This window comes from Desertivirga brevis, assembly GCF_017355835.1.
In genome coordinates this window covers 134,707-160,724 of sequence record NZ_JAFEWF010000010.1, presented here as the reverse complement: position 1 = coordinate 160,724, position 26,018 = coordinate 134,707, and the positions used below count along the sequence as shown (strand labels likewise).

Here is a 26,018-nt window from a genome sequence, read left to right as displayed (position 1 = left end):
ATAGCCTTTTTAAGATAAGAAGAATGTAACCTTATTTGTTAAGCAAAAGGTGCAAGAAGATTTCTAGCTGCAGGCGTCTACAAGTGGCAGGCTAAAATAGAACGAGCTTCCTTTGCCTTCTTCGCTTTCAAACCAAAGTTCCCCCTCATGGCTTTCTACAATCTCTTTGCTAATATGTAGTCCAAGTCCCACCCCTTGTATTCTTCGACCTTCTACGTCAGAAGCTCGCTGGAATTTATCAAATAGTTTTTCTTTGTCAATTTCTCTAACGCCAATTCCAAAGTCCTGAACTTTCACAACTACTTTCCGGTTCCTCTCCTCAATGTACATTTCTATAATAATATGAGTAGTTCCGGGACTATATTTAATCGCATTTGATATTAGATTGGTAAGTACCTGGTGAATGCGGATTGGATCAGCGCATACTTCTACGTCCAATCCTGTTTTAAATAATATGTCATGTGGAGACATTGCTTTAAATTCCTCTACTGCTTTTGCTATCAGGTCCCTGATATTAAATTGTTCCTTCTTCAGTTTTAACTCGAAGTTTTCCAGCTTAGAAACGTCCAGAAGTTGATTAACTAGCCGTAAAAGCTTATCGCCTTGCTCATTGATCTTCTTCACAGCGATTCTAACCTTTTCATCTGCTGAGCTTCCCAGTTCTTTTTGTAAAAGTTGAACATATGCTCTTAGTACTGCTAAGGGGTTTTTTATCTCGTGACTTGCCACTCCAATAAAGATCTCTTTCATTTCCTGTAATGCCTTTTTCTCGGTAACGTCCTCAAAGGCCTGCATAATCATTTGTTTGCCTTTGTCGTTTATGGTGAACTTCCGGGTATCTATTTTTATGATTTTCTGGCTTTCGGTCCCCTCATTTAGTGCTATTTCAAAATCTTTTTTAAAATCATGCTTGCCTAGTTCGTCCTCGAATAAATGTTGCAGGCGGGACTTGTTAACCTTTGTGTCTAGAACATCGTAGATATGCATTCCTCTATACTGTTCGTCCTGAAGTTGGAAAAATTGCTTGAATGGTTCACTATAGTTATTTACGGTTAGATCATTATTGAGTACGACTAAGGGCTCCAGTGACGTTGAAATTAATTTCTTGGCAAATGCATTCACTTCTCTGTTCTCTTCTTCGATAGCTTTTACCCAAGTGAGGTTACGCATTATCTTTGTATAACCCTGGTGTTGGTTGTTTTTGTCAAAAAGAGGGAATACCATCCCGCTACCCCAGAACTGTGTGCGATCCTTCTTTACATGATATCTCTCATTCAAAGCACTTCCTTCATTTAAAGCTGTTTCCATCTCTTGTTCCGGGATATGTGAAGCAATATCTTCGGGAGTGTATAGGATATTTCCCTGTCGGTTTAGAATTTCTTCTGTAGTGTAATCGAATAAATAAAACGCCCCTGTATTCCAACTGGTAATATATCCTTCCTTGTCTGTAGTGAACACAGCGTATTCATCCATACTTTGTAATACCTGATTGAAGAACTGTTCACGATCTTGCAAAAAGTCAGATGCAATGGAATTTGATTGTTGGGATACGTCCATGTTTTGTTAACAAGGACTTTAAAAGATGGTTTATTTCTGAATGAGTAAAGGAAAAGTTGGTTGGGTTAAGTTGGTTAGTAGATAAGTGGGGAAAATGATCAACATAGGGTATGAGATTCCACAGTAATTTTATGAGTTAATGCCGATTTACAATCTAAATCCCTAATTGTTTTGATGGCATGTAAATTGTCTATAAGTATTTGCCCTCCCAAAGGGCATGTTTTTCATAGGTAGATGTAGGGCCGGGATTTTTTCCGGCCCTTTTTTATAAAGTACACTTTACGCATTGGTATTCCGCGGCCTGTTTTTAGCATCTGGTGTCTTTTAGTTAATCCCGTTTCAGCATGATAGCTAATCTTCAAGCTCTTCGCAGTATATTCCTGATGTTTCAAGCAAACTTTCAATAAAAACCGGTGGTAATCCATTCGTTACAATCCGTAGGATCTTATCTCTATCTTTCAAATCAACGTTCCATTCTAAAATAGAAAGTACAGGACTTAGAAGTGCTTTTAGTTTAGAGATCTGTTCTTGTCTCCGCACATTTGTTTTAAAAACCAGGATCTTCATTTCTAGTGATATTTATTTAGATGATTAAGGGCAGCGATTGTTGCTTATTATTTTAAAATTTTTTCAAAAATGACGGCTAGTGGTGACAATCCTATGTCAGCAGAGTAAGAAAAAATACAATTTGTTGCCCAATTACTATATTTTCTCCTTTTGCCTACCTCAACGTTCTTAAGCAACTTTTTGTGAATTTTCTATTCTGACATTTTATCAACATTCAATCTCTTTATATTTGTTGACATTATCAACTATTGAAATGAGCAACAGAACTAGTCCATCAATTGGATATGTAATAGGCACTACCAGGCGACTGATCCTTAAAGTATTAGGTAATGCCTTTGTCAAACATGATATTCCCATTACCATAGAGCAATATATATTTCTTCATGGGTTAAGAAGTATGGAGGGGGATGTAACACAGCAAGATATGGCAAATCATACCTGTAAGGATAAGTCGGCTGTACTAAGAACAATAGACGTGCTCGAGAAGCAGGAGTTGGTAAAAAGAAGTCAGGTAGCCGGGGACAGGAGGAAAAATACCATCAGTGCTACAGAGCAGTGCGACCGGCTATTTGATAGGATTTTTGAGATAGAAGAAGGGGTTTTTAAAGCGCTTACAGAAGATATCAGTAATGAAGATTACGAGACTACTATAAGAGTTCTACGTCAGATACAGCAAAACGCAAACGCATTACAATCATCTAAATAATCACACAACCATCAATCATGAACAAAAAACACCGCTTAATTTTCTCAATGTTTATCTCCGTACCGCTTTTGCTGGCATCATGCGGAGGAGGAAACAGTAAAGGTGCTGCACCGGGCGGGGCAGGAGATCCCAATCAGGTCAAAGATTATAAAATAATTGAGTTAGCTCCGCAGGTGGCAGAATTACATACCGATTTTCCTGCAACTATCGAAGGGCAGCAAACAGTTGAGATCAGACCAAGAATTGATGGATACATTGAACAGATCTACGTAGATGAAGGGGCAATGGTTAAAAAAGGACAACGTCTGTTCAGAATAAATGGAGATCTGTTTGAACAACAGGTTAGAACTGCCCAGGCGAATGTACAGATCGCCCGCACTAACGTTAGCAATGCACAATTGAAGGTTACCCAGGTCAAGCCTTTGGTTGAAAGGGATATCATCAGCAACTTCGAACTTCAAAACGCACAGTTAAATTTGCAGTCGGCCCGGGCATCACTTTCAGCAGCACAGGCCCAGTTAAAAAATGCAAGGACTAACCTTTCCTATTCTTTAGTAACTAGTCCTGCAAACGGAGTCATTGGTCGTATCCCCTATAAAGTGGGTGCCCTGGTAAGTAGCAATATTCCCGAGCCATTGACTACGGTGGCAAATGTAACGCAGATGTATGCCTATTTTTCGATGAACGAAAAGCAGGTTTTACTTTTTACAAAGTCAACTGGAGGTTCTACTTTGCAGGCAAAACTTGCTAAGTTACCGGCAGTAGAGTTAATTCTTCCTGATGGTTCACCCTACCCGCAAAAGGGAAAAGTAGAAGCAGCGAGTGCCTTGATCAATACAGAAACAGGTTCGTCTAATTTCAGGGCTACTTTCCCAAATCCTCTTGGTTTGTTACGGAGCGGTAGTACTGGAACCCTTCGTATTCCGGTTACTATCCCAAATGCTATTCTTGTACCTCAAAAAGCAACTTACGAGATACAGGGGAAGAAATTTGTTTATGTGCTTAGGGCTGATTCTGTAACATCTTCACCTGTTGATATAAACCCTTCGGCTGCCGGCCTTTCCTACGTAGTACAAAGCGGATTAAAAGCAGGCGACAAGATCGTAATTGAAGGAATAGCCGGACTTCGTGAAGGTGCAAAGATTAAACCCGTTGTGGTGAATGCCGACAGTGTGTTTAATGCACTAAAACAAGAAGAAGTTCAGCGATAGTTTTTTTCTGTCTGAAAATAGTTCAGGGATTTTTGCTCCCTCCAAAAGATGTTTCAATTACATTAATTTATGTTTAGAAAATTTATAGAGAGACCGGTTCTATCAACCGTAATATCTATCATCATAGTAATCCTGGGGGTACTGGGCCTTGTTTCTTTGCCCATTTCCCAATATCCGGATATTGCACCCCCTACCGTTCAGGTTACCGCTTCGTACCAGGGAGCTAGTGCCGATGTCGTTTTAAATAGTGTGGTTATTCCGTTAGAGGAACAAATTAATGGTGTAGAGGACATGACCTACATGACGTCTTCAGCCGGGAATGACGGTACAGCTAACATTACCGTGAACTTTAAGCTGGGTACTAATCCCGATCTTGCTGCGGTAAACGTTCAAAACCGGGTAGCCCGGGCTACAAGTTTGCTTCCTCAGGAAGTTACAAGGGCCGGTGTGATCACGGCAAAAAGACAAAGCAGTAACCTAGTTATTTTTACGCTATATAGTGATAATCCTGCTTACGATCAGAAGTTCTTGCAGAACTATGCCAGCATTAACCTTATCCCCCAGATCAAACGTATTCCGGGAGTTGGGGATGCAACTGTTTTTGGTACTATGGAGTATTCCATGCGTATCTGGCTAAAGCCAGATATTATGGCAAGTTATGGCTTGGTACCATCAGATGTAAGTAGTGCCTTAGCAGAGCAAAATATTGAAGCAGCGCCCGGTCAATTTGGAGAGGAAGGGAAGCAGGCGTTTCAATACGTGCTGAAGTATAAGGGCCGTTTGAAAAACACGGAAGAGTTTGGAAATATTATTTTACGATCTGCAGGGAGTGGACAAGTTCTTCGCCTGAAAGATGTAGCCCGCATCGAACTTGGCGCGCAGGGATATTCAAGTACAACAAAAGTTGATGAGAAGCAGGGAATTGGTGTGGCAATCGCTCAAACAGCTGGTTCTAATGCAAAAGAGGTTATAGAGGGAACTCTTACCGTTCTGGAACAGTCCAGATCTTCCTTCCCGAAGGGAGTAAATTATGTAACCGTTGTCAATGTGAATGACTTCCTGGATGCCTCGATTGAAAAGGTAATTCACACTCTTATCGAAGCCTTTATCCTTGTGTTTATTGTTGTGTTTGTTTTCCTTCAAGATTTCCGTTCCACCTTAATTCCAGCGATTGCAGTCCCGGTAGCTATTATAGGTACTTTCTTTTTCCTGCAATTATTCGGATTTACCATCAATTTATTAACGCTATTCGCGCTCGTTCTTGCAATTGGTATTGTAGTGGACGATGCCATCGTGGTTGTGGAAGCTGTACACGCAAAACTCGATCATGGCTATACTTCGGCCCGGGTAGCAACAATAGAGGCCATGGACGAAATTTCTGGAGCGATCATTTCCATTACACTAGTAATGGCGGCAGTGTTCGTTCCCGTTTCCTTTATCTCTGGATCGGCAGGAGTATTCTATAAGCAGTTTGGGTTAACCCTTGCTATTTCAATTATTCTTTCTGCTGTAAATGCCTTGACCTTAAGTCCTGCCTTATGTGCAATCTTGTTAAAGCCCCACCAGGAAGGAGAGCATAAAACGGGCTTTTTACAGCGGTTTTATACTGCTTTCAATACAGCGTTTGATACAACTACTCGTAAATATCGTCATTCATTAAACTTCTTAACACGTCGTCCATGGGCAGCTATTGGCGGTATTGCTTTGTTTGCAGGTTTGTACTATATTTTAACAGCAACAACTCCTAAAGCATTCGTACCTAACGAGGATATGGGTGTAGTAATGTCAGATATCAGCCTTGCTCCGGGATCTTCGCGTGAAAGAACAGATGAAGTTACCCGGGAAATCGCTGCAATTGCGAGCAAAGTCCCTGAAGTGGAACACATACTTCGTATTACTGGTAGAAGTATAATAAGTGGTACTGGAAGTAACTACGGGATGGTAATTATGCGATTGAAGCCATGGGCGCAACGGACAGGCAAAGGTCAGGATGTGCAAGCCATCATAGGTCAGATGTTTGCAAGAACAGGAGGCATACGTGATGCTAAAGTTATTTTCTTTCCTCAGCCTACCATTCAGGGATTTGGTACTTCGGGCGGTTTTGAATTCCAGCTTCAGGATAAAAGCGGTGGCGATATTGCCAAGTTTTATAAGGTAAGTCAGGATTTCTTTGCAGCACTTAATGCACGACCTGAGATCCAGTATGCAGCCACTCCTTTTAACCCTAACTTCCCACAATATCAAATAGATGTGAATGTAGCCAGGGTTAAAGACGCTGGATTAACCGTGAATGATGTTTTAAATACTATGCAGGGATACTACGGAGGGGTTTACGCTTCCAACTTCAATCAGTTCGGAAAGCAGTACCGGGTAATGTACCAGGCAGAAGCCGAATTCAGAGCTAACCCGGAAGGTCTCAGTAGTATTTTTGTGCGTACAAAAACAGGGGCGATGGCGCCGGTAAGTGAGTTTATAACGCTTCAAAAAGTATATGGTCCGCAGGCTATCACTCGCTTCAACTTATTCACCTCAATGGCTGTAACCGGTACACCAAAACCCGGTTTCAGTTCTGGAGACGCTATTAAAGCAATTCAGGAAGTTGCCGCCGAAACCTTGCCTTCTGGTTATGGTTACGAATATTCAGGGATTACCCGTGAGGAATTGACAGCAGGCGGGCAAACCGTATTTATCTTCTTGCTGGTCTTAGTATTCGTGTTCTTTCTTCTGAGTGCGCAGTACGAAAGTTATATCCTGCCGTTTGCAGTTTTGCTTTCTCTTCCAATTGGTCTTGCCGGAGCATTTGTCTTCGCAAAGATATTTGGCGTAACGAACAATATTTACATGCAGATCACACTGATCATGCTGGTGGGATTATTAGCGAAGAATGCCATTCTGATCGTTGAGTTTGCTCTTGAAAGGAGACGTCAGGGAATGCCGATTGCACAGGCTGCTATGGAAGGAGCCCAGGCCCGTTTACGTCCAATCCTTATGACATCTTTCGCTTTCATCCTCGGTCTGGTTCCGTTAATGTTATCATCAGGCGCCGGTGCAGTGGGTAATAAATCAATTGGGACAGGAGCTGTAGGTGGAATGCTTATAGGAACAATATTCGGAGTATTTGTAATTCCGGTGCTGTTTATAATATTCCAAGGGCTGCAGGAGAAAATTTCCGGGGCTCCGGATACACCTTCAGAGGACAACAACCAGAAAGCTATTGTGGCAAATTAATTAGAGTTTGTACTGCCTAACTCGTGCAGTAGTTGGGGCAGCTGAACTATAGAAAGATATCATGATATTAAAACAAAGGATACAGGTGGCGCTGATAGCAACGATAATGTTGACAATCGCTTCCTGCGGAATTCAGAAATATAAAGGTCCAGAAGCTAGATTCGACGGACTTTATCGCGAAGTAACAAGTACTGATACAACAACCATTGCTAAGATGCCCTGGAGTCAGATTTTTGGAGATGCGTACCTTCAGAAATTAATAGAAGAGGGAATAGCTCAAAATTTAGATCTTAAAGTCGCAGCTACGAGGGTACAACAAGCTGAAGCTTACTATCTGCAAAGCCGGGCTGCCTTATTTCCTGCCCTTAATGGAACTGCTCAAGCTACCTTAAATAAGCTATCGGACGCCCAGGGAGGGCAGTTTATTAATAATAACCGGATTTACCAGGTTGGCTTAAGCTCAAACTGGGAAGCAGACATTTGGGGTAAATTAAGGAGTTCGAGAAGGGCAAGCTACGCTAGTCTGCTTCAAAGTGAAGCAGGTGCCAGAGCTGTTCAGACAGGCCTGGTAGCAAACATCGCCAATTATTATTATACTCTTCTGGCCCTCGACCAGCAATTGGCAATAACTGAGGAAACAGTTCAAAACTGGGTGAAAATAGTAGAAACGATGCGCCAGCTAAAAGATGCAGCCCGGGTAACTGGTGCTGCAGTAGTGCAAAGTGAAGCGAGCCGTTACGCTGCGGAAGTTACAATCCCCGACTTGAAACAGCGTATCAGAGAAAATGAAAATGCATTGAGCGTTCTCCTTGGAAGGTCTCCCGGCCCAATTCCCAGAAGTAATTTGAATGAGCAAACTTTGCAAGCTACTCTTCCAGTTGGGGTTCCGACTCAACTATTAAGCAACAGACCAGATGTGCAGCAAGCAGAGTTTAACTATCGTTACTATTTTGAGAACGTAAACGTTGCGAGGGCTTTCTTTTATCCAACATTAACGATCACAGCATCAGGTGGCTTGTCAAATGTGGAACTACAAAATTTCTTTAGTCCGGGCTCGGTCTTCGGCAGTCTGATTGGTGGCCTAACACAACCTATCTTTAACAGAAGAGCTAACAAAACGAGACTAGAGGTTGCCAGAGCTCAGGAGCAGGAAGCCTTGCTTGGTTTTCAACGCTCGTTGTTGACAGCAGGCCAGGAAGTTTCGGATGCCCTTGCACTTTATCAAAACGCGGCTGATAAAACAGTTAGTCGCCAAAAACAGATTGAGGCTCTGCAGAAATCAATTGAATACACGGAAGCGCTTCTTCGCTATGGTTCCGCAAACTATGTTGAGGTGATCAATGCCCAGCAGAGTTATTTGAGCGCGCAACTTAACCGGGTGAATGATCGTTTGCAACAATACCAGTCGGTTGTGAGATTATACCGAGCCCTGGGAGGCGGCTGGAGATAATGCTTTTATTTTAAACACATAGTCAGAAAGGTCCGGCGATTTTCCTCCGGATCTTTTTTATTATACGGCTTGGGGACTCTATTTAAAACGGAAACTTTGCGCGCAAAGCAACATTCGATGGGATGAATTCGCATGAAAGTTCTTTGCATCTTATCAAAAATATACGATCACAAAAAAAGAGTCCAATATGAACTCTTCGGGGTTGTTTTATAGGTAGATGTTTGATTTATGTGTTTATGCGGCTTGAAGCGGACGTTGTTGAGCTTCTTCTTTTTTACGTTTGAAGTTTCTCAGGTCTGATTTTAGAAGTGCTAGTAATTCTAAATCAATTAATCTTTCAGCAGTATTTTTTGTGGTAGTAGTTGATTCTTTCATGATGTTCTTAAGTTGATGTCAGGTATATTGCCAATAATGTGCCAACAAGCAAAAAGGCTCCGCAATGCGTGTTTTAGCCTTTCACTATAGGAATCTGTATAAAAAAAAGTACAAAAGAGCTGTATAGAAATGTGAAAACTGATGTATTAAGTACTTCAAAATGCTGGTTCTGGGTAAAAGAGCCTATTATTCCAGCTATTTTTGCCATTAAGATATAGAAATATGAATATTACCTATCAATACTATAACGAGATAGTTCTGGGATTTGGGGATTACGAGGTGGATTACAGGGAGGGAGTTATTATAATAGAGGTTCCTGAAAGTAATAAATCTTTTGAGGTGATTTGTTCGAAGGTGAATGAGCACTTGATCAGAATTTCACAAACTCTTGAACCGAGGGATCAGTCAATAACAGTACGTGTTGTTAGTGGAGAAGATACCTTTGAGATAAATCTCGATAAAGAAGCCTAAGCTTACAAAGTTAAGTTTCTGAACAGGAGTTTGCGCAATTGGATTAAAGAAGCTCAGATGGTATTCGTCACTTAACGGATGCAAAAAAGGCTTTCAAACGGGGAGAATGAAAGCCTTAAACTAACCAATTATAAACCTTTTGCTTCAGTTTACACAATTACCTTGCCAGTGTACTTGGTACACTATGATAGGGGTGTTCTATGTATAAATATTTATAGATATTCAGGCAGAATGCCTGGTTTTCAGTTCTTTTTAGTATAAAAAGCTGGTCACATTCGTAAATTTCTCGACAGTGCCAATTTCTGTCGTGGAAAAAATGCTCAGTCTGTAGCATACTCTCTACTGCTTTCGTATTGATCTTAAATTAAACGAGATGAGATCACGCAGGATATTAATTGCAAGCTTATTTGCATTTGTTTTTCTAGGTTGTAAGAAGAACTTCCCCGAACAAACCCCCGAGCAAAAAGCTTTACAGGAAGATACCTTTGCTGCTACAAATATTTTGACAGTGGAGGGAGTATTAAATGAGATAGAATTTATTGCTAAGCAAGTGCCTGCAATTAATCACAACGGTAGCTTTTTATCCTGTGCAACAATAACGAAGCAGGAAGTAGCGGGGGGGCAGCAAATAGATGTCACTTTTAATATTAATACAACTTGCAGCGATAATACTTCTCGCTCGGGAAAGATCTCACTTATGTATTACCCAAATGGTAGTATTTCTATAACGCCGTCTAATTACGTGGTGGGTAATACTGCAATCAGTGGCAACTATAATTTCGGAAAGGAAAGCATCAACCAGGTTGACTACCTGCTTCTGAATGTTCAAAACGGCAAGTTCACATCAACTAACGGGGCTTACATTAATTTTAGTGTAGAAAAAAGGTCGACCATAAAGGCGGGAGCAAATACAGCCGATCACCTTGACGATATAATAGAAATAGATCAGGCTGCTTATGATTTAGATGTCTTCGACGTGCCTGCAAACACGAAAATAAGCGCAGAGACTAAAACTCCTCATTCATTAAAATATTCCTGCACTGATAAGTTCAGGCCAAGATCCGGAACAATTCTCTTTCAACGTTTAGGAGCAAATAAGCGCCTTTTGGAGTTTGGTAGTGGGAATTGTAGTGATGTACCGAAGCTCTCAGAAATAGTTCAATAAATTAAATGGTGAAAGAAAGCCGGCCCGAAATAGCCGGCTTTCTTTTTGGCTGTCCTTTTATCTTTTAATGTTCGTTTTTCTAACTCTTTTATAACCTTCTTTATTTGCCACCCGTAATAATATTAAAAAAACAATCACCATGAATAAACAAACTACCTGGGGCATTTTTTCACCTGACGGACATTTTCAAGCAATCAGCGATCTAACAGTTGCAAGAATCGAGTATGCAAGCAAGTCATCGATGGAATTGAAAGAGCTATTGGAAGAAAAAGTGGAGATGGAGCATTATGAACAATGTGCGCTCATTCGTGATGAACTAGCTCGCAGATAGGCATTAAAAAGTTACAGTACTGAATCTTTATGGCATAGTAATAGTTTGCAACAAGGCATACTAAATTCTAAAACCTATGTCAAGCAGTCAAAATTACGCCCTTATTACCGGTGCCACCAGTGGGATCGGGCGCGAACTCGCAAAGCTTTTTGCTAAAGACCGCTACAATCTAGTTATCGTAGCAAGAGATCTTAATGAGCTGGATCGTACATCCAGCGAGCTGAGAAATCAATTTGGTATTGAGGTTGTCCCAATCATTAAAGATCTTTTTCTACGGGAAAGTCCGTTCGAAGTGTATGAAGAAGTACGAAGTAAAGGGATTAACATTACAGCACTTGTGAATAATGCAGGTCAGGGTCAGTACGGAGAGTTTGCGGAAACAGATATTAACCGTGAGCTGGACATCATACAGCTTAACATAAGCAGTTATGTGGTACTAAGCAAATTGTTCCTGAAAGATATGTTGAGCAGAGGAGAAGGAAAGATTCTTAATGTATCCTCGATAGGAGGGGAAATGCCTGGTCCTCTTCAGGCAGTTTATCACGCTACAAAAGCATTTGTTACCTCGTTTACAGAAGCTATTCGCAGTGAGGTAAAAGACAGGAACATTACTGTTACAGCATTGCTTCCAGGTGTCACTGATACTGATTTTTTCCGGAAGGCCGAGCAGGAAGAAGCCAAAATGGTCAAGGAGGGACACAAAGCAGACCCTGCAAAAGTTGCTAAGGATGGATATGAGGCACTTCTGGCAGGTGATGATAAAGTAGTGTCTGGATTTGCCAATAAAGTAATGGCAGGTGCAGCTCATTTGGTTCCCGAAGAGAAGGTGGCCGACTTAATGCACCGGCAGATGGAGCCAAGTCAAAAGAAAGAAGACTAAAAGAAAGAGGCTGTTCAAAAGCCTCTTTTTTATTTCGCTCTTATTTCATGAATCCTTCCAGTTGCTTTTATTTGCTTTATGATAAATGTTGCTTGTGCCGTCATTGCCGATGATCAGGGAAGGATACTTGCCGTTCAGAGGAGCGCACTGATGCCTCATGCTTTTAAATGGGAATTTCCCGGAGGTAAGGTGGAAGATGGAGAAACGTCTGAAGTGGCTCTATGTCGTGAGATTATGGAAGAACTGGGGGTTGAAATAAAGGTTGCGAAAGCATTAGCACCAACAACTCACGCTTACAGTTCAACCAAAATTATTCGCTTAATTCCTTTTATTTGTCGCATTACCAAAGGGAAAATCAAGCTCAGCGAGCATCAGGAGCACCAATGGCTGGAACCGGCCAGATTATCCGGGTTAGACTGGGTGGAAGCTGATCTCCCGATTGTTGCAAGCTTGTTGGGTTACCCTCAGTCCGATGGACATTGATCGTTTTTCACTATTCTCTCTAAAGCGGATATACTTCGAACGTTTTCAAGTTATACTCCACCAACTTCAAAGGTTTTTCCCCCTTCATTAGATAGTAGGCTCCTGTCTCTTGATTATGCACGTCGGCCAGGTTCTCTTTAGGGTAATTTTCAAGAAACTCTTCCTCTGCTTTTATCTCACCTAACTCAATTAGTTTCCCACAGATAGCGGCAAGAAGTTTTGCCTCAAATACCGCTTCGGTTGTTTCCTTTGATTGTTCAGAGCTCATATTATTTTCTGGTATCCCTAATAATGGCAAAGGTACTAAAGCTTCACTATGTAGATCAACTAATGCTTCGGAAGTTCAAAGAAGAATGATGTTCCTTCATTCACTCTACTGCTGAACCAGATACTGCCCTTATGCCAATCTACAATAGTTCTTACAACCCACATTCCCATTCCGGTAGAGGGCTCACCCTGAAGTCCCTTTCTTCTGGCTGGCGTAAATTGTTCAAAAAGAACGTCCTTAAACTCGTCTGGAATTCCTATCCCATTATCAGCATAAGTGAATAGAACTGTATTTCCTTTGTCTTCAACACTAATGGAAATCGAACCTCCTTCACGCGTAAATTTCAAGGCATTAGTCGTTAAGTTGTTAATTATTTGGATAAACTTTGCTTCATCTACCTCCATTAGGATGGTAGCTGCTGAAGAATTAAAATTGAAAGTCCGGTTTGTTAACTGTTCGCTCTGTTGATACTCTTCAAAATACTCTTTTAACTTTCTAACAATATCTATTCGGTCTTTGACCAGCTGGACTTCCGCAGTCTCAAAAAATTCCCGGTTGGTCAAATCCTTGATAAGGTTATGCGACTGTGAAATGATCTTTGCTATAGCTTCCACCTGGCGGTAAAGCGCACCGTCAATCCTGTTCCGAAGCGAGGAGGCAAGTGTATTTGCTATAGATAAGGGACCGGCAAGATCATGTGCAAGTATGTTAAGAACAGCGTTCTTTTTATTTGCGTACTTGTCCATCGTCGAGTAGTTTTCTTTTTCATCAGTAATAGCTGTTACCGTAGCGAGAATATGACTCCCCCCATCGTTTTCAACTAACCAGGGTTGTATTCTTAGCCATTCTCCGCCACGATCAGGAGAATTGAACCTGATGTCGACTTTTGGTTTCTTAATCCCCTGCAATAACTCCGTGTAAACATCCCTCAGGTAAGCTTTATCTTCCTTTGAAATATAAGAAGTCAGGTTAGATGCAGATGTTAAATCTCCGTTTAAATTAAAGAAGTTTTTGAACGCAGAATTCACGTACAAAAGGCTTTCTGTCGAAACATCAAGTACCAACGTAGCAAGGGGTGAATCCTCAATTAATTCAAAACTTAGTTTATTAATCATAACCTGAAGAGGTGCTAAGGGGTGGACCGTATTGTAACAGAGAGTAATTGAAAATGTTTCTTCGATCCCCGGACATAAATTGCCATTGAAGCTTTGTATGCTATTGCTTCCGCAAACCAGCCTTTTTTACTTCTGCATTATACCGAACTATAGCCTGATAATAATCTTGCTTGTTGAATGCCTTCATGGCTTTCCCTGATCCAGATATTACAACCTTAAGATTTTCAGGAGTAAAATCTTGTACGGCACCACTGTCAACCTGGAAGGCGGATAAGTAGCCTGTATGAAGCTCTAGTCTTTCAGACAGGAAAGAGTAAGCTGTAATTTTGCCTGAAACGGCTTTAAATAACCAGCAGCTGTCTGCAGCTAGTCCCTCTATAATTTCCTTTTTCTCAGGCTTCTTGAAGTCCTCATAAAGCCGGCTAATCTTAAGTGTCTGTTTTGGATAAATACGTTCTTCCCTTGCTGCACCGTAGTTAGATTTTTTATTCACTATCTTCAGGTAAGATACGCGTAATGCTGTATCCGTGTAAATTTTTGAAAGGATATCTCTGGTGGTTCCATCTTTAAATGTTACTCTGAAGTTGTACTTGTTATTCTCAAGCAGTTCTGAATTCCTGTACCAGTAACGATTATTTACAATTTGGCTAAGCAAACGAACTTGCATACCTGTATTATTATATCCAAGATGCGGCTGTGCTAGTGACAGTAGTGCAGTAAATATAAAGACTGTTGATAGAAGAAGGTTTCTCATGTAAGGGTTTGATTATCCTGAAAGCCTAATTTGTTCTTTAAAGGATAGAAAGAACCTTCAAGCCACTTTCATCCTCCGTTTGAGATTGCGCCCACGGAGTTTTTCTTGTTAAAGAACTCAGCAGCAAAGATAAAAGATAAACTTTGCGATAGTGTCTTGTGCTGAAGGATATGACATTACACAAGCATTGGATGTATAAAAAAAGCCCGGACCTGATGGTCACGGGCTCTCTTTACCTTATAGAACAAAAAACTAGGGCTTTGGAGTAGTTGTAGTTGATCCTCCAGTACCTGTAGTTCCGGTTCCAGTACCTGGCGAAGTTGTTGTTCCAGTACCTGTAGTTCCAGTTCCAGTACCTGGTGAAGTTGTTGTTCCAGTACCTGTAGTTCCGGTTCCTGTACCAGGTGAAGTTGTTGTACCTGTACCTGTTGTTCCAGTTCCAGTGCCAGGTGAAGTTGTTGTACCAGTACCTGTAGTTCCGGTTCCAGTACCAGGTGATGTTGTAGTTCCAGTACCTGTCGTTCCGGTTCCTGTACCTGGAGAAACAGTTGTACCAGTACCTGTAGATCCGGTTCCTGTACCTGTTCCCTGGGTAGTAGTACCTGTACCAGTACCTGATCTCGGTGTCGTAGTACCGTCAGTTGTAGTTTTTTTGCTTTTTTTGATCGTTCTGCTGTTGGTAGTTGTATCCGAAGTAGTACCGGTCTTACGACTGCCTGTTTGAGCATAACTATTTTCTGACACAAAAGCCGCCAGAACAAATGCTAATAATGCACACACTTTTTTCATGATGTTTTTCTTTAGATAGTTTCTTTTTCGCCTAGAGTCTGCCAATTGGCATGCCGGGTCTATGAACATGTGCCATTTTAAGTCTTAAAATATTACCAGGAGATCTACATGCAGATGCTGAAAAGTGGGCTAGTGTTTAGAATAATGGGTTTTCCCATTATAAAAGAGCGAAATTTAAATGAAATTAGAGTATTTAACCCCTTAGCGGCTGGTTTTATAACTGTAAGGCTTAAAGGTCATTCCGGATCCTAAAAATCAACAAAACGTGGAATAATGGGACTGTATTCCATAAATTACAACACCTTTTTAGGTCACTGCTCAGTTGCTCAATATATAAAGAGGTATTAGTTATGCTGCAGAGATCCATTGTACTTTCACCACGATTTAATTTCACCATGATTCAACTGCTCACTAATGAAGGTATTTTCAACACGCGTTATAACTGACCTTGGCGTCCGCTTGATGCAGGAAGCTGGCATAGGAGTAAATCAATGGGAAGAAACGAGAGAGCTAAGCCCTGAGGAGTTGATCAGTAAATGCCGGCAACATGACGCCCTTATTGTAGCCGGACCTATAAAGGTTGATGGGCAGTTGCTGGAAGCTTGCCAGCATTTAAAAGTTATTGCCGTTCACGGAGTTGGATATGACAATATTGACCTATCGGCAGCCAACCGCTTTGGTATCCCCATCGGAAACACCCCTTACGTAGTTGATGAAGCTACTGCAGAAACCGCCTTTATGCTTATGCTGATGGTCGCAAGAAAAGCCCTATACCAGCATAAAAGGATTTTGAAGGGAGATTGGTCTTTCTTTGAACCCACCGCCCATTTAGGCATAGAGCTTAAAGGTAAAACCCTCGGGATTTTCGGACTTGGGAATATAGGTTACCGAATGGCAGGTCTTTGTCGGGCTGCCTATGATATGAAGATCATCTATTGCAACCGGAGCCGGAACTTCAAGGCAGAACAAGAGTTAAGAGCAGAAAAAGTATCTTTTGATAAGCTTCTTAAGGAAAGTGATGTACTCTCTGTCCACTCCGTTTTAAGTAATGAAACAAGAGGTGTTTTTAACAGGGAGGCTTTTTCCGCCATGAAGCCATCTTCCATTTTCATTAACACGGCTAGAGGTGCAATTCATAATGAAGAGGATCTCACAGAAGTTCTTATAAAAAATCAGATATGGGGAGCGGGACTCGATGTTACCAATCCTGAACCAATGGACCCCGACAGTCCCTTGCTCAAGCTTGACAATGCCACTATCCTGCCTCACATAGGTACTTCAACTCAGGAAACCAGAGAAAAGATGGTGAGAAGAGTTGCTGAAAATATAATTGCCGGACTTAAAGGTGAAAGGCTTCCTTACGTGGTTAATAAGGAGGTGTATGATTAAAGATATTGACTGATAAATAAGCAAAAGGTCCGGCATCAATAGCCAGACCTTTTATGCTTTATTCTAGGAGTTATCATCGATTCCCGATCTTCCTGATCGCTTCCGGTCTTCCTCTCCCAGATCCATATCCATCTGGCTCTCGTCGCCGTCGTAACCGATCATAGTATCTTCTATTGCTATCTGATACCCATCGTCGTCATTTCTCGATTCGCTTAATGAATTAGTAGTACCTGCAAATCCTGTATCATTTTGTGTTTCAGGATCAGGAGTATTTGTTTGGGCTCCACCGATGGTATTATCGTGGCCGTTATTTTCTTCCGGGTTCTCTTGTTGATTTTTCATAGCGTTTATATGTAGGTATGGAAATTTCAACACTTCGGGCAAGCAAGGGTTTTCAGAGATTTACAAAAACGTAGAAACCGTAAAGGAAATAACTGTCAGCAACCTAAGCTCAGTCTTAGTTTTTCCAGAACCCTCTCTTCTCCCCATATACGTTCACCTTGCAGGTTTTGCATATGAGCAAGGATTTCAGAATGAATATCTTCGTTCATTTGACTCTCATAAACACGAACCGCAGTGCCTTTATCGATACTACAATTGCTGAGGGTGTTCAGCAATGGAACAATGTTCACCTTCAGCCTCTCGGCCACTTGTTGTACATGTGCTAATATCTGCGTTTCTGTTATCCTTGCCGAGTAGGGAAGGTCTTCGTAAAAAACAATATCCAATTCCCGATAAAGCTTTAATACTGCCTCAAGGCAAATCACGTGATCAATATGATCGCCTATGCTTAAGGGACAAAACAAAACCCCTTCCACTTCCTGTAGTAATCGCGACCTCAGATCCTCCGCGAGCTCCAATTCATCTTCTTCCAGAGCCTTAAAGCGGAATATGTAATCGTGACGTAGTGGAGCATCAAGCAAGTCGAGATTTACAATGTCAATCGCAGAATCGAACAAGGCATTATAGCTTTGATCTTCTTTAGCGCGCAACAAGCTTACTACCTCTGTTTCTTTAGATTCAACAGGAATAGCAGTCCAGCGGGTAACCGTAAAACAGTTGATCAGCTTAACGGGTACATTGCTGTTCAACAGTTTAGAAATGGTTAAAGTAAGCCCGTACGCCGCATCGTCAAAATGCGGCGACAGGATATTTATTTTTAAGCTCACACTTTATAGCTTGATAATTGGATAGGATTACTTACCGGTTTACTTTTCGAAATGATGTATGGAGGTACCACCAAATGATGTATCGGATGGTTTACGAAGCAATTAACGGCATCCGTTAAACTCTCCACCATTGTTTCGTTTTTTCCGTTAAAAGACGTATTTGCGATAATTCCTACTCCCGTTTTATCCTTAAAACGCCTGATTACATTGTAGATGAATTCATTATCATCTTTGCTTACTGTTTGGATCCTTGCGCTATGGTCAATATGTTCTATTGTTGGAAACTTATCTTTATACACATCCTGAACAAAGGCAGTGAACAGCATAAAAGGAGTGCGTCCTTCAAATTTGAAATACTCATTTACATCCTCCTCCAATACAAAGGGAGCAATAGGTCTGAACCATTCCCTTCCCTTAATAAAGGCATTTATCCAGAACTTATTAACAGCATAACGGGTGTCGGCAATAATGCTCCGGTTACCGAGGGCACGAGGTCCAAATTCACTCTGACTTTGAAATACACACAGGATGCGGCCCCAGTTGATATGATTAGCACATTCTTCTATCAGATCTTCAGGTTTTTCGATCTTCAGGTCCGGGTAATTTTTAATCACTTCAGTTACCTGTTCAATGTCTACTTCAGGGCCCAGATAATCGAAACGCCACTCGAATTCATTCTGAAGTTTAAAACATTCTACTGCGCCATAGATCGCACAACCTACGGAAGTTCCTCCATCATGCGGTGCTGGTGGAATAAAGACATTTAATCCCATTTCCAATAGTTTGCTATTTGCTACGCAATTTAAAGCACAGCCCCCAGCATAGGCTATGTTTTTTGTTCCTGTTACATCTGATAACCATTGGGCAGCCTTCATCAAAGCATTCTCAAACACTTCTTGTCCTTTCGCTGCGAAATCTGCCTTTTCACCGAAAGTTTTCACCTCATTGTTGTAGAAATAATCAGTGGTTTTAAATGCCTCGATCCATTCATCCGGAATCAAAACTTCTCCCTCTCTTACAATAAGTTCAGGCAGATCTATTTTCTTAGGATCACCATAGGCTGCAAGTCCCATTACCTTTCCTTCACTTCCCTCACCAGAGAAAAGGCAGTTGGTTAATTTATAATAGAAATTACCCAGTCCGTGTGGCTGTTCGGGATTACGATCGTGCAGCTGTTTCTTGATACATTTTATCTCGCCATTAGAACAGTAGTAATAAGAGGCAACCTCAAAGAGGTTCCTCTGTCCCTTTCCCGGATAATCATATTTAATATGTTCAACCGGACTGCCAACAGAGTCGATGATCATCGTAGCGCAAGTTTCAAAACCTGAAGGATGATAAGCACTGTAAAGGTGAGCTAAATGGTGAGAGATCTCTATGATCTCAGCCCCTTCCTTCAGGTTCAAAACCGTTCTTAATTCTTCGTGGTATTGTTCCTTTTTCTGGTACTCGTCGTCGGCCGACCAGCATTCCACAATTAGATCATAAGGACGGTCGACTACCGGGATCTGCTCTTTGTACATCTTAATATCACCCAATCTTCCCCAGTGATGCTTGCGTTTCGTTAGCCTTTCTTTGTGGATAGACATCACATGTTTACCTCCGTCAAAAACTGAGATTGTACCATCCTGAGTGCGATTTATACCTAAAATAGCGGGTGAATCCATAGATGAAGAAATGTTTTTTTAAGGTGAAAAATTAGTTTATAAGGGCTACGGAAGTTGTAGTATCTCCCGGAATTCCTCTTCCAATAACTGAGAAATAGTGGTTTAGTTTTGAGGCTTAGGCAAAAAGGAGGAAGGCGGACAGTCCTTCAATAGGCTGTCCGTCTTTACAATGTAAATAGGCTAACTCGCTGTCTTTAGCGGTAATCCTGCAAGTATTTCATAGGAGCGAACCCGTTTATGATGATCATAAATATGCGCCCCCACCATTAGTTCATCAACTCCCGTCTTATCAATAAAAGCTTGGATCTTTTCGGTAAGTGTTTCAGGGCCGCCAATAAAGGTATAGTTCAGCATTTGCTGAACTGCGTATTTCTCAGATACGGTCCAATACTCTTCCATATCCTCTACGGGGACCTGCATAGGTAAGGCAGTTCCCCGGATAACATTAAGGAAAGCCCGGTAAAGGGAAGTAGCCAGGAAATGTGCTTCCTCATCTGTTGGCGCAGCGATCACGTTAATTCCAGCCATAGCGTAAGGCTTGCTTAATACTTCCGATGGACGGAAATTGTCACGGTAAAGCCGGAGCGAATCATAAAGCATTTGAGGAGCGAAATGACTGGCAAAAGCGAAGGGAAGTCCCCAATACGCTGATAATTGCGCGCTGTAAGTACTTGAGCCAAGCAACCACACAGGAACCTCCAGCCCTTCAGCCTGGATTGCTCGTACTTTACTCTGACTGTTTTCTGCTGAAAAGTAATTTCTGAGCTCCATAACGTTAGAAGGAAAATCTTCTACGCTTCCTGTCAGGTTTCTTCTCAGAGCCATTGCTGTTGTTTGATCTGTTCCCGGAGCACGACCAAGGCCCATGTCAATTCTTCCTGGATAGAGTCTGGCAAGGGTTCCAAATTGTTCAGCGATCACTAAGGGAGCATGATTTGGCAGCATTATACCTCCCGAGCCCACTCTTATTTTCTCAGTTCCTCCGGCTACGTATGCCATTACCACAGAGGTAGCAGAGCTGGCAATTCCGGCCATATTATGGTGTTCAGCCAGCCAGTAACGGTTGTAGCCCATTAATTCTGCATGTTGGGCCAGGTCCAAACTGTTCTTGAAAGACTGCTCCACAGGATGATCTTGCAGTACAGGAACAAGATCCAGAATCGATAAGGGTATATATTTTGAGTTTCTCTCGTTCATATCGTTTTCACAAATAACGGCCATATCTTTAAAAAGGCCTTTTAAGGGATGTAAAAGCTTTGTAAAGTTCGATAAGGGGTGGTTGATTGTCATCTTTTTATCAGCGGAAACTTTTTCTGTAACTCTTGGAAAAAGTCTTCGTAAAGCATCCTACATTACCAGGAAAGACGATGAATAGTGAGATGGGGTATATCCTTTATGAAGGATTTTTATTTCAAATAGTAGGACGGAATACAAGTGATGTAACGATCATTCTTGATGGAAAGAAGATCCATATTCCTACCAGGCAAGCAAGATTTTGCAGCCTGACAGAATTTTTGAACAACGAGATTTAGGGTGATTAGATAGGGGACAATTGTGGGATGATTGAAAAGGGAGCTAGCCTCCCTTTTTTTGCGAAAGGTTATTTGCTTTTTAATGCCACAAAGAACCTTTAAAAACTTTCATCCTTCGTTTTTGAGCATCTGCTCACGAAGGTTTTATTGGCTGCCTTAGACCTTCACCCTCCAAAGAAAAACCGCTAGAAATTCTGTATCAATAAGGTTATGTAACAAAAGAAATACCTCCCGGCCTTCAAAGGAATGTTTGCGATCCTTATACTTGACCACCAATTATAATCAGACCAAGAAATGAGAACTTCTATTCTTCTGGCAGTATTTTTTTCTGCATTAGTTCCTTGTACAGTCTTCTCTCAGATCGGCAAACGCTTCCCTTCCGAAAAAAAAGAAATTAAAGATCCTGTCACAGGCGCTAAACTTGTTTTTTTAACCAGCAAGCCCCATGGGGATTCCAAAATTTATCCCACTCATCCTCAATGGACGTCAGACGGGCAATGGGTGATCTTCCGCTCAAATCTTGCGAAGAATGAAGCAATGGCTGTAAATGAGAAAAGCGGTGATATTGTTCAGGTTTCCGAAGGAAGCTATACGGGCATGTTGAACATTGCCAGGAAGTCGATGAAACTATATTTCATGCGAAACTTAGGTCAAACTCAGGAGACAGATCCGGGACAAGGAAAAGGCTCTAAGGGTTTGGAAATCGTGGAGGTAGATCTTGCGAAAGTCTTTGCAGATAGTAAATCAGGGACGATGAAGGCAGCAGCCACTTATCAAAGGGTTTGTGGCTCAACTCCCCCTGAACTTGGTGCAGGTGGTGATATGGCGCTGGATGCGGATGAAGAATGGGTTTACTTTAGGGTTGGTAAAGAAGCAGCAGCGAAACATCTGCCGGCAGGAACTAAGATAGAAGAAAGCTTTGGCCCAAGAAAAATGGGAGCCGGACCAGCTGGCATTGCGCGGATGAACATAAAGACCGGGGAAATTAAACATGTTATTTCTGTTCCTTTTCAGGTAGGTCATATTCAGGCTAACTTATGGAACCCTGATGAAATTGTTTTTTGTTGGGAGACAGGTGGTAAATCACCACAACGTACCTGGACGGTAAGGTCGGATGGATCAGGCCTAAGACCGCTTTACCCTGAGGCTTCATACGAGTGGGTAACTCACGAAGCCGTTATATCAAAGGACGAAGTAGCAATGGCTTTGATGGGACATCGTGCTATTCCCGGAGCAGCTAATACAGGCGTTGGAGCTCCAGCAACAAGCGTTACCGGAGCCAACCCAGGTCAGGAAAGCGACTGGGGAAATGCGGGCACTCGCGAAAAGCCAACAGGTTTAGCCATAGTAAATCTCCGTACACGTGAAACCACCATCGCCGGACAAACACCTTCCGGCAGCGGCTTGTGGCATGTCCATGGATCGCCTGATGGCAGGTGGGCGGTTGGAGATGACTTCAGCAGAAGTTTATATATTATAGATCGTCATACCCGTGAGATGAGGATGATTTCTACAGGGCATAAAACAACAGCAGCAGATCACTGCCATCCCACATTTCACCCGGACGGAACCCGTTTCGAAATTCAATCCGCTATGCTTTCGGAGGATAATAAAACAATGAATATCTGTATTGTTCACATGCCGGAGGATTGGTTGAAGAGGAAGTCGCCCTAGAAACAATTTTCCTCATCTAATCCTTATCACACTATTCTATGAAGAAAATCGAATCTTTCGAAGGCGACAGGGTATCGCACTACGATAACTCTATTAGAAAATGGTTTCCTGGCTATGATAATTTAATAGAGCTGTTATTTCCACTGCTAAAAAGCCGTCTTGCCCCAACGGCAGATCATAAAATATTGGTTGTAGGATGTGGTTCAGGTAATGAATTAAATATTCTTGCCCGCTTAAGACCTGAATGGGAATTTGTAGGTGTGGATCCCTCAGAACAAATGATAGCTCTGGCGACTGAAAAAACCGCGAAACTGCCAAATGTAAGGCTTATTAAAGGCACGGTAGAAAATGTCAATGAAAGTTTCGATGCGATTACCTGTATCCTGGTAACTCATTTTTTCGAAATTGAGGTAAAGAAGGAGATCTATCACTGTATTTACAAGCACCTGAACGAGGGTGGGATTTTTATTCTCGCCGATATCACTGGAAGTAAAAACAGTTTCAACAAAAATTTCGATCTGTTCAAAACCTATCAGGAGCTCAATATAGATGATGACACCTTGCCGAAGGGATTAAATCATATTGTGAACGATCTGCATTATATTGCAGAAGAGGAATTGATATCTTTACTCAAGTCGGAGGGATTCAAGAAAGTGACGAAGTTTTTTCAATGGTTGATTTATGATGCCTGGCTGGTAGAGAAATAGTATTTGCCTAATGCAGGTCTCCTGGTATGGCTGCTGAATATACCTTTCTTCTGATGAAAAATTCAGCAATAAGAAGATTGGGAACCCAACTTAAAAGGGCTATAATTACGTAGTTATGCTGAAAGTGAGCTCCGTTGCCAAAGATGTTAAATAGCCAGACATAAAAGCGTAAAGTAACCGCCGCGAACGCGAGGCTATAACTTCTCACAGCCATATCACTATGCGCTTTCATGTTGCCCTTTTTTATATAATAAATTGTGGCAAAGGTGGACAGGATCCATAAAGTATTCTGAACAAGGAAAGAAAGAAGTACAGCTATGCCTCTGTCGATAAAAAAGCTCATAACATAAGCTCCAGGTGCGGCAAAAAACAGGGTGCCGAAAACATATATATTTCCGAGGACCCTATGCTGTGAAGCTTTCTCCAAACTTTTTCTACCAAACTGGAAGTAGCCACAGATGAGGATAAGACTGCTGCCGAAAATATGACTGTAGAAGGCTGGCAAATACCAGCCGCTAGCTACAGCTGCCTGCTTTAATTGAAGGAAGCCCGTTTGTGGTTTTAGCTGCCAATATTCTAAAGAAGCAAGACTTAATATAGCGATCCAAAAAAAAGCAAGATATCTCAGAAGCACGTCTAATCTCATTTGGATATGGCTAGCTTTTCGCCGCTCTGACCTTTAATTTTCTGGTCGAGCCATTTGATGTTGTATTTGTCAATTTCCGTCAGGTATTCTTCTACATCCGAATTCTCCGGCTTGTAAAGGCCATAAATATCATTAAAAACTTCGTTCCATTTATTGTCAGGAAAATTATAGTTATAGTTAGCGTAGATTTCCATTTTCATAAAGGTTAGAACATCCTTAGGCAGTTTGTCTAACTGCTTACCGCCATACACATAACACCCCTTGATATACGATTCGTTTAGCTTCACATACTCCGTAAAATTGAAATAACGTTTGCTTGGTAATCCTTCTGCTTTACCTGTTTTTAAACTGATATAGTGATAAAAAGGCATTTCCGTCAAGTCTTTTCCCGATATCCCTAACCAGTTTGATCCTGATGTTTTTACTTCAATTAAAGTGTCAGAAAGTGCCTTCGTCTGAAAGATATTATTACAATTTACAGCCTCCCCCATTTGCTCATCCTCCCAGATCGTATAGCTGTAGAGTTTGTTATTCCTATGGTCGATCATCATGACATTCTTTTTTTCATAGAAGTCAGACCTACCGCCTACATAGTTATCCCTAATTGATGAAAGAACGGTTTCCAGCCAGTTCGAGTCTTCATCCGTCTTAGCGAACTTTACCTGCACTGAAGAACTCATGTCATAAAATTCAACGTTATGCCGAAGCGGGTTTTTGAACTGTTGAGCTCTGGAAAGGATCCCCCAGTCAGACAGGTGGGAAGGAGGGATATAAAGGGCATTATGATCTTGGCGAGAGTTAAACTCTATCAGGTTTTTGACATTGTTTTCACTGATATTGTAGGTGTTCCGGTAAACATATACTTTCTTAAGGATGTCGGATATTTTTATAGAGGAGTCTCTTTCTGAAACGCTAAAGTCCTTGTTGAGCCAGAAATAGTCAGTTCCACTGCCAACAACTGCTACTTTTTCGCCGTCTTCAATTGGAATGATCTGATCATATTCAACAGGAACTATATTCTTTCCCTGAAGGTCATAGAATCCTCTCTTTCCGTTCTTCTCGACTTCAATTAAGCCCTCAAAAGTCCCGTTAATATTATGGATAAGGTCGAAACGGGCAGGAATGATTTCCTGGAAATCGGAGTTTATAAGGCCCATCTGATAGGGTTTCTCCTCCCCGCTCTCCTCACCAAAGAGGTTTTCGGGCATACTCCATTCGCCGTTCACCACATAATAGAGAGGCTTATTGTTTAGATAACTAAACCAGATCACCGAATCATACTTCCCTTTCAGTTTTTCAGCTCCTTCAAAGGCTTTAAGTGTTAATGGGTCGTAAATATCCTTGTCAGGAATGGTAAGCGAACGTATCGAATTTTCATAAGCAACAAAATCGGTATACAGGTCTTCAGCATTAAATTGGATGATCTTATATGCGGCTTTATCCCGCTTTTGGAGGGTGAGCTTTATCGAGGATTTTAAATCAAACAGCCCTTCGTGGGATAAGATAAGAGGAATTACAATTTCCGACTGGCTATCCGATATCACCTTTACCTCCACGTTCAAACTATCCAATTGCCGTTTGAATAATTGCTTCGTACGGCCGTTAGAACCTGTACGCCCTGCCAGAACATTAACTATTCTAATAAGGTCCTTTTTCTTCTGTTTCACATCAAACAGGATAACCACAGAATCTGCGGGTTTATTTTCTACCGAGTAGATGAAGTTTTTCACGAATTGATCTATTTCAGAGGGTTTACTTTTGTTCAGCCATTGCCTGCCAAACAAATAGCCTCCAATTAATACTATGATAACGGTTGAGGCAATGATGATTTTATTCTTCATGATAATTCAGGTATTTCTCTTTGTTAAAGATAGTTTTTGTTCA

The 26,018-nt window shown here is 41.5% G+C and carries 26 protein-coding genes; 13 read left to right on the top strand and 13 right to left on the bottom strand.

The annotated features are described in order from the left end of the window. Positions 1-63: 63 nt before the first annotated feature. On the bottom strand, positions 64-1,557 hold the full coding sequence (locus J4N25_RS21965) for a PAS domain-containing sensor histidine kinase (RefSeq protein ID WP_207423962.1): 1,494 nt from the start codon (positions 1,555-1,557) through the stop codon (positions 64-66). Positions 1,558-1,908: 351 nt separating this feature from the next. Next, positions 1,909-2,124 carry a hypothetical protein gene (locus J4N25_RS21960; protein ID WP_207423961.1) on the bottom strand — a complete coding sequence of 72 codons (216 nt, stop codon included), beginning with the start codon at positions 2,122-2,124 and terminating at the stop codon, positions 1,909-1,911. A gap of 253 nt (positions 2,125-2,377) precedes the next feature. Between J4N25_RS21960 and J4N25_RS21955 the strand changes: the two genes are divergently transcribed. From J4N25_RS21955 to J4N25_RS21940, 4 genes are all read left to right on the top strand, one after another. Next, entirely contained in the window at positions 2,378-2,830 is a 453-nt protein-coding gene (locus tag J4N25_RS21955) for a MarR family winged helix-turn-helix transcriptional regulator (RefSeq protein ID WP_207423960.1), read from the top strand. 17 nt (positions 2,831-2,847) lie between these two features. After that, a complete protein-coding gene (locus J4N25_RS21950) occupies positions 2,848-4,041 on the top strand; it encodes an efflux RND transporter periplasmic adaptor subunit (protein ID WP_207423959.1) in 1,194 nt (397 codons plus the stop codon). Positions 4,042-4,110: 69 nt separating this feature from the next. Beyond that, positions 4,111-7,269 (top strand): efflux RND transporter permease subunit, encoded by a 3,159-nt coding sequence (locus J4N25_RS21945; RefSeq protein ID WP_207423958.1) that lies wholly within the window; start codon positions 4,111-4,113, stop codon positions 7,267-7,269. A gap of 61 nt (positions 7,270-7,330) precedes the next feature. After that, complete coding sequence (locus J4N25_RS21940; RefSeq protein WP_207423957.1) at positions 7,331-8,719, top strand: efflux transporter outer membrane subunit; 1,389 nt, start codon at positions 7,331-7,333, stop codon at positions 8,717-8,719. Between the two features lie 234 nt (positions 8,720-8,953). Here J4N25_RS21940 and J4N25_RS21935 read toward each other — a convergent pair whose 3' ends face one another. Beyond that, positions 8,954-9,094: a hypothetical protein gene (locus J4N25_RS21935; RefSeq protein ID WP_207423956.1), complete on the bottom strand. Its 141-nt coding sequence runs from the start codon at positions 9,092-9,094 to the stop codon at positions 8,954-8,956. Positions 9,095-9,316: 222 nt separating this feature from the next. On the opposite strand from J4N25_RS21935, the gene J4N25_RS21930 reads away from it, so the two are divergent. The 5 genes from J4N25_RS21930 to J4N25_RS21910 all read left to right on the top strand — a co-directional run bounded on the left by J4N25_RS21930 (position 9,317) and on the right by J4N25_RS21910 (position 12,424). After that, complete coding sequence (locus J4N25_RS21930; protein WP_207423955.1) at positions 9,317-9,565, top strand: hypothetical protein; 249 nt, start codon at positions 9,317-9,319, stop codon at positions 9,563-9,565. Positions 9,566-9,938: 373 nt separating this feature from the next. After that, positions 9,939-10,730, top strand: a complete 792-nt coding sequence (locus tag J4N25_RS21925) for a hypothetical protein (RefSeq protein ID WP_207423954.1) — start codon at positions 9,939-9,941, stop codon at positions 10,728-10,730. Between the two features lie 139 nt (positions 10,731-10,869). Then, positions 10,870-11,061, top strand: coding sequence for a hypothetical protein (locus tag J4N25_RS21920; protein ID WP_207423953.1), 192 nt, complete (start codon positions 10,870-10,872; stop codon positions 11,059-11,061). Between the two features lie 76 nt (positions 11,062-11,137). Then, a complete protein-coding gene (locus J4N25_RS21915; RefSeq protein WP_207423952.1) occupies positions 11,138-11,941 on the top strand; it encodes an SDR family NAD(P)-dependent oxidoreductase in 804 nt (267 codons plus the stop codon). A 78-nt stretch (positions 11,942-12,019) separates the two neighbouring features. Then, positions 12,020-12,424: a (deoxy)nucleoside triphosphate pyrophosphohydrolase gene (locus J4N25_RS21910; RefSeq protein ID WP_207423951.1), complete on the top strand. Its 405-nt coding sequence runs from the start codon at positions 12,020-12,022 to the stop codon at positions 12,422-12,424. A 19-nt stretch (positions 12,425-12,443) separates the two neighbouring features. On the opposite strand, the gene J4N25_RS21905 is transcribed toward J4N25_RS21910, so the two are convergent. From J4N25_RS21905 to J4N25_RS21890, 4 genes are all read right to left on the bottom strand, one after another. Further along, positions 12,444-12,692 (bottom strand): hypothetical protein, encoded by a 249-nt coding sequence (locus tag J4N25_RS21905; protein WP_207423950.1) that lies wholly within the window; start codon positions 12,690-12,692, stop codon positions 12,444-12,446. A gap of 59 nt (positions 12,693-12,751) precedes the next feature. Then, a complete protein-coding gene (locus tag J4N25_RS21900) occupies positions 12,752-13,807 on the bottom strand; it encodes a sensor histidine kinase (RefSeq protein ID WP_207423949.1) in 1,056 nt (351 codons plus the stop codon). A gap of 100 nt (positions 13,808-13,907) precedes the next feature. Continuing rightward, on the bottom strand, positions 13,908-14,561 hold the full coding sequence (locus tag J4N25_RS21895) for a hypothetical protein (protein WP_207423948.1): 654 nt from the start codon (positions 14,559-14,561) through the stop codon (positions 13,908-13,910). 252 nt (positions 14,562-14,813) lie between these two features. Next, on the bottom strand, positions 14,814-15,350 hold the full coding sequence (locus tag J4N25_RS21890) for a hypothetical protein (RefSeq protein WP_207423947.1): 537 nt from the start codon (positions 15,348-15,350) through the stop codon (positions 14,814-14,816). Between the two features lie 414 nt (positions 15,351-15,764). Between J4N25_RS21890 and J4N25_RS21885 the strand changes: the two genes are divergently transcribed. Beyond that, positions 15,765-16,739 carry a 2-hydroxyacid dehydrogenase gene (locus J4N25_RS21885; protein ID WP_207423946.1) on the top strand — a complete coding sequence of 325 codons (975 nt, stop codon included), beginning with the start codon at positions 15,765-15,767 and terminating at the stop codon, positions 16,737-16,739. Between the two features lie 63 nt (positions 16,740-16,802). Here the strand turns inward: J4N25_RS21885 and J4N25_RS21880 are convergent, their stop codons facing one another. The 4 genes from J4N25_RS21880 to J4N25_RS21865 form a co-directional block, all read right to left on the bottom strand. Next, entirely contained in the window at positions 16,803-17,081 is a 279-nt protein-coding gene (locus tag J4N25_RS21880; RefSeq protein WP_207423945.1) for a hypothetical protein, read from the bottom strand. A gap of 95 nt (positions 17,082-17,176) precedes the next feature. Continuing rightward, positions 17,177-17,908, bottom strand: coding sequence for a PIG-L family deacetylase (locus tag J4N25_RS21875; RefSeq protein ID WP_207423944.1), 732 nt, complete (start codon positions 17,906-17,908; stop codon positions 17,177-17,179). After that, on the bottom strand, positions 17,905-19,575 hold the full coding sequence (locus J4N25_RS21870) for a carbamoyltransferase C-terminal domain-containing protein (RefSeq protein ID WP_207423943.1): 1,671 nt from the start codon (positions 19,573-19,575) through the stop codon (positions 17,905-17,907). The genes J4N25_RS21875 and J4N25_RS21870 overlap by 4 nt, the downstream gene beginning before the upstream one ends. A 180-nt stretch (positions 19,576-19,755) precedes the next feature. Further along, positions 19,756-20,865 carry an LLM class flavin-dependent oxidoreductase gene (locus J4N25_RS21865; protein ID WP_242695978.1) on the bottom strand — a complete coding sequence of 370 codons (1,110 nt, stop codon included), beginning with the start codon at positions 20,863-20,865 and terminating at the stop codon, positions 19,756-19,758. 32 nt (positions 20,866-20,897) lie between these two features. On the opposite strand from J4N25_RS21865, the gene J4N25_RS21860 reads away from it, so the two are divergent. From J4N25_RS21860 to J4N25_RS21850, 3 genes are all read left to right on the top strand, one after another. Next, a complete protein-coding gene (locus J4N25_RS21860; protein WP_207423942.1) occupies positions 20,898-21,107 on the top strand; it encodes a hypothetical protein in 210 nt (69 codons plus the stop codon). A gap of 294 nt (positions 21,108-21,401) precedes the next feature. Further along, entirely contained in the window at positions 21,402-22,781 is a 1,380-nt protein-coding gene (locus J4N25_RS21855; RefSeq protein WP_207423941.1) for a TolB-like translocation protein, read from the top strand. Positions 22,782-22,819: 38 nt separating this feature from the next. Then, the gene (locus J4N25_RS21850; protein WP_207423940.1) at positions 22,820-23,488 is read left to right on the top strand and encodes a class I SAM-dependent methyltransferase; all 669 of its coding nucleotides are present in this window, start codon (positions 22,820-22,822) and stop codon (positions 23,486-23,488) included. Positions 23,489-23,495: 7 nt separating this feature from the next. Here the strand turns inward: J4N25_RS21850 and J4N25_RS21845 are convergent, their stop codons facing one another. Beyond that, on the bottom strand, positions 23,496-24,134 hold the full coding sequence (locus J4N25_RS21845) for a DUF2306 domain-containing protein (protein ID WP_207423939.1): 639 nt from the start codon (positions 24,132-24,134) through the stop codon (positions 23,496-23,498). Continuing rightward, on the bottom strand, positions 24,131-25,975 hold the full coding sequence (locus J4N25_RS21840; protein ID WP_207423938.1) for a WG repeat-containing protein: 1,845 nt from the start codon (positions 25,973-25,975) through the stop codon (positions 24,131-24,133). Before J4N25_RS21840 ends, J4N25_RS21845 begins: the two co-directional genes overlap by 4 nt. Positions 25,976-26,018: the final 43 nt, after the last annotated feature.

Excerpts from the sequence above, each read along its gene's own strand:
- J4N25_RS21965 (WP_207423962.1), bottom strand. The coding sequence starts at position 1,557 with ATGGACGTATCCCAACAATCAAATTCCATTGCATCTGACTTTTTGCAA.
- J4N25_RS21960 (WP_207423961.1), bottom strand. The coding sequence starts at position 2,124 with ATGAAGATCCTGGTTTTTAAAACAAATGTGCGGAGACAAGAACAGATC.
- J4N25_RS21955 (WP_207423960.1), top strand. The coding sequence starts at position 2,378 with ATGAGCAACAGAACTAGTCCATCAATTGGATATGTAATAGGCACTACC.
- J4N25_RS21950 (WP_207423959.1), top strand. The coding sequence starts at position 2,848 with ATGAACAAAAAACACCGCTTAATTTTCTCAATGTTTATCTCCGTACCG.
- J4N25_RS21945 (WP_207423958.1), top strand. The coding sequence starts at position 4,111 with ATGTTTAGAAAATTTATAGAGAGACCGGTTCTATCAACCGTAATATCT.
- J4N25_RS21940 (WP_207423957.1), top strand. The coding sequence starts at position 7,331 with ATGATATTAAAACAAAGGATACAGGTGGCGCTGATAGCAACGATAATG.
- J4N25_RS21935 (WP_207423956.1), bottom strand. The coding sequence starts at position 9,094 with ATGAAAGAATCAACTACTACCACAAAAAATACTGCTGAAAGATTAATT.
- J4N25_RS21930 (WP_207423955.1), top strand. The coding sequence starts at position 9,317 with ATGAATATTACCTATCAATACTATAACGAGATAGTTCTGGGATTTGGG.
- J4N25_RS21925 (WP_207423954.1), top strand. The coding sequence starts at position 9,939 with ATGAGATCACGCAGGATATTAATTGCAAGCTTATTTGCATTTGTTTTT.
- J4N25_RS21920 (WP_207423953.1), top strand. The coding sequence starts at position 10,870 with ATGAATAAACAAACTACCTGGGGCATTTTTTCACCTGACGGACATTTT.
- J4N25_RS21915 (WP_207423952.1), top strand. The coding sequence starts at position 11,138 with ATGTCAAGCAGTCAAAATTACGCCCTTATTACCGGTGCCACCAGTGGG.
- J4N25_RS21910 (WP_207423951.1), top strand. The coding sequence starts at position 12,020 with ATGATAAATGTTGCTTGTGCCGTCATTGCCGATGATCAGGGAAGGATA.
- J4N25_RS21905 (WP_207423950.1), bottom strand. The coding sequence starts at position 12,692 with ATGAGCTCTGAACAATCAAAGGAAACAACCGAAGCGGTATTTGAGGCA.
- J4N25_RS21900 (WP_207423949.1), bottom strand. The coding sequence starts at position 13,807 with ATGATTAATAAACTAAGTTTTGAATTAATTGAGGATTCACCCCTTGCT.
- J4N25_RS21895 (WP_207423948.1), bottom strand. The coding sequence starts at position 14,561 with ATGAGAAACCTTCTTCTATCAACAGTCTTTATATTTACTGCACTACTG.
- J4N25_RS21890 (WP_207423947.1), bottom strand. The coding sequence starts at position 15,350 with ATGAAAAAAGTGTGTGCATTATTAGCATTTGTTCTGGCGGCTTTTGTG.
- J4N25_RS21885 (WP_207423946.1), top strand. The coding sequence starts at position 15,765 with ATGAAGGTATTTTCAACACGCGTTATAACTGACCTTGGCGTCCGCTTG.
- J4N25_RS21880 (WP_207423945.1), bottom strand. The coding sequence starts at position 17,081 with ATGAAAAATCAACAAGAGAACCCGGAAGAAAATAACGGCCACGATAAT.
- J4N25_RS21870 (WP_207423943.1), bottom strand. The coding sequence starts at position 19,575 with ATGGATTCACCCGCTATTTTAGGTATAAATCGCACTCAGGATGGTACA.
- J4N25_RS21865 (WP_242695978.1), bottom strand. The coding sequence starts at position 20,865 with ATGACAATCAACCACCCCTTATCGAACTTTACAAAGCTTTTACATCCC.
- J4N25_RS21855 (WP_207423941.1), top strand. The coding sequence starts at position 21,402 with ATGAGAACTTCTATTCTTCTGGCAGTATTTTTTTCTGCATTAGTTCCT.
- J4N25_RS21850 (WP_207423940.1), top strand. The coding sequence starts at position 22,820 with ATGAAGAAAATCGAATCTTTCGAAGGCGACAGGGTATCGCACTACGAT.
- J4N25_RS21845 (WP_207423939.1), bottom strand. The coding sequence starts at position 24,134 with ATGAGATTAGACGTGCTTCTGAGATATCTTGCTTTTTTTTGGATCGCT.
- J4N25_RS21840 (WP_207423938.1), bottom strand. The coding sequence starts at position 25,975 with ATGAAGAATAAAATCATCATTGCCTCAACCGTTATCATAGTATTAATT.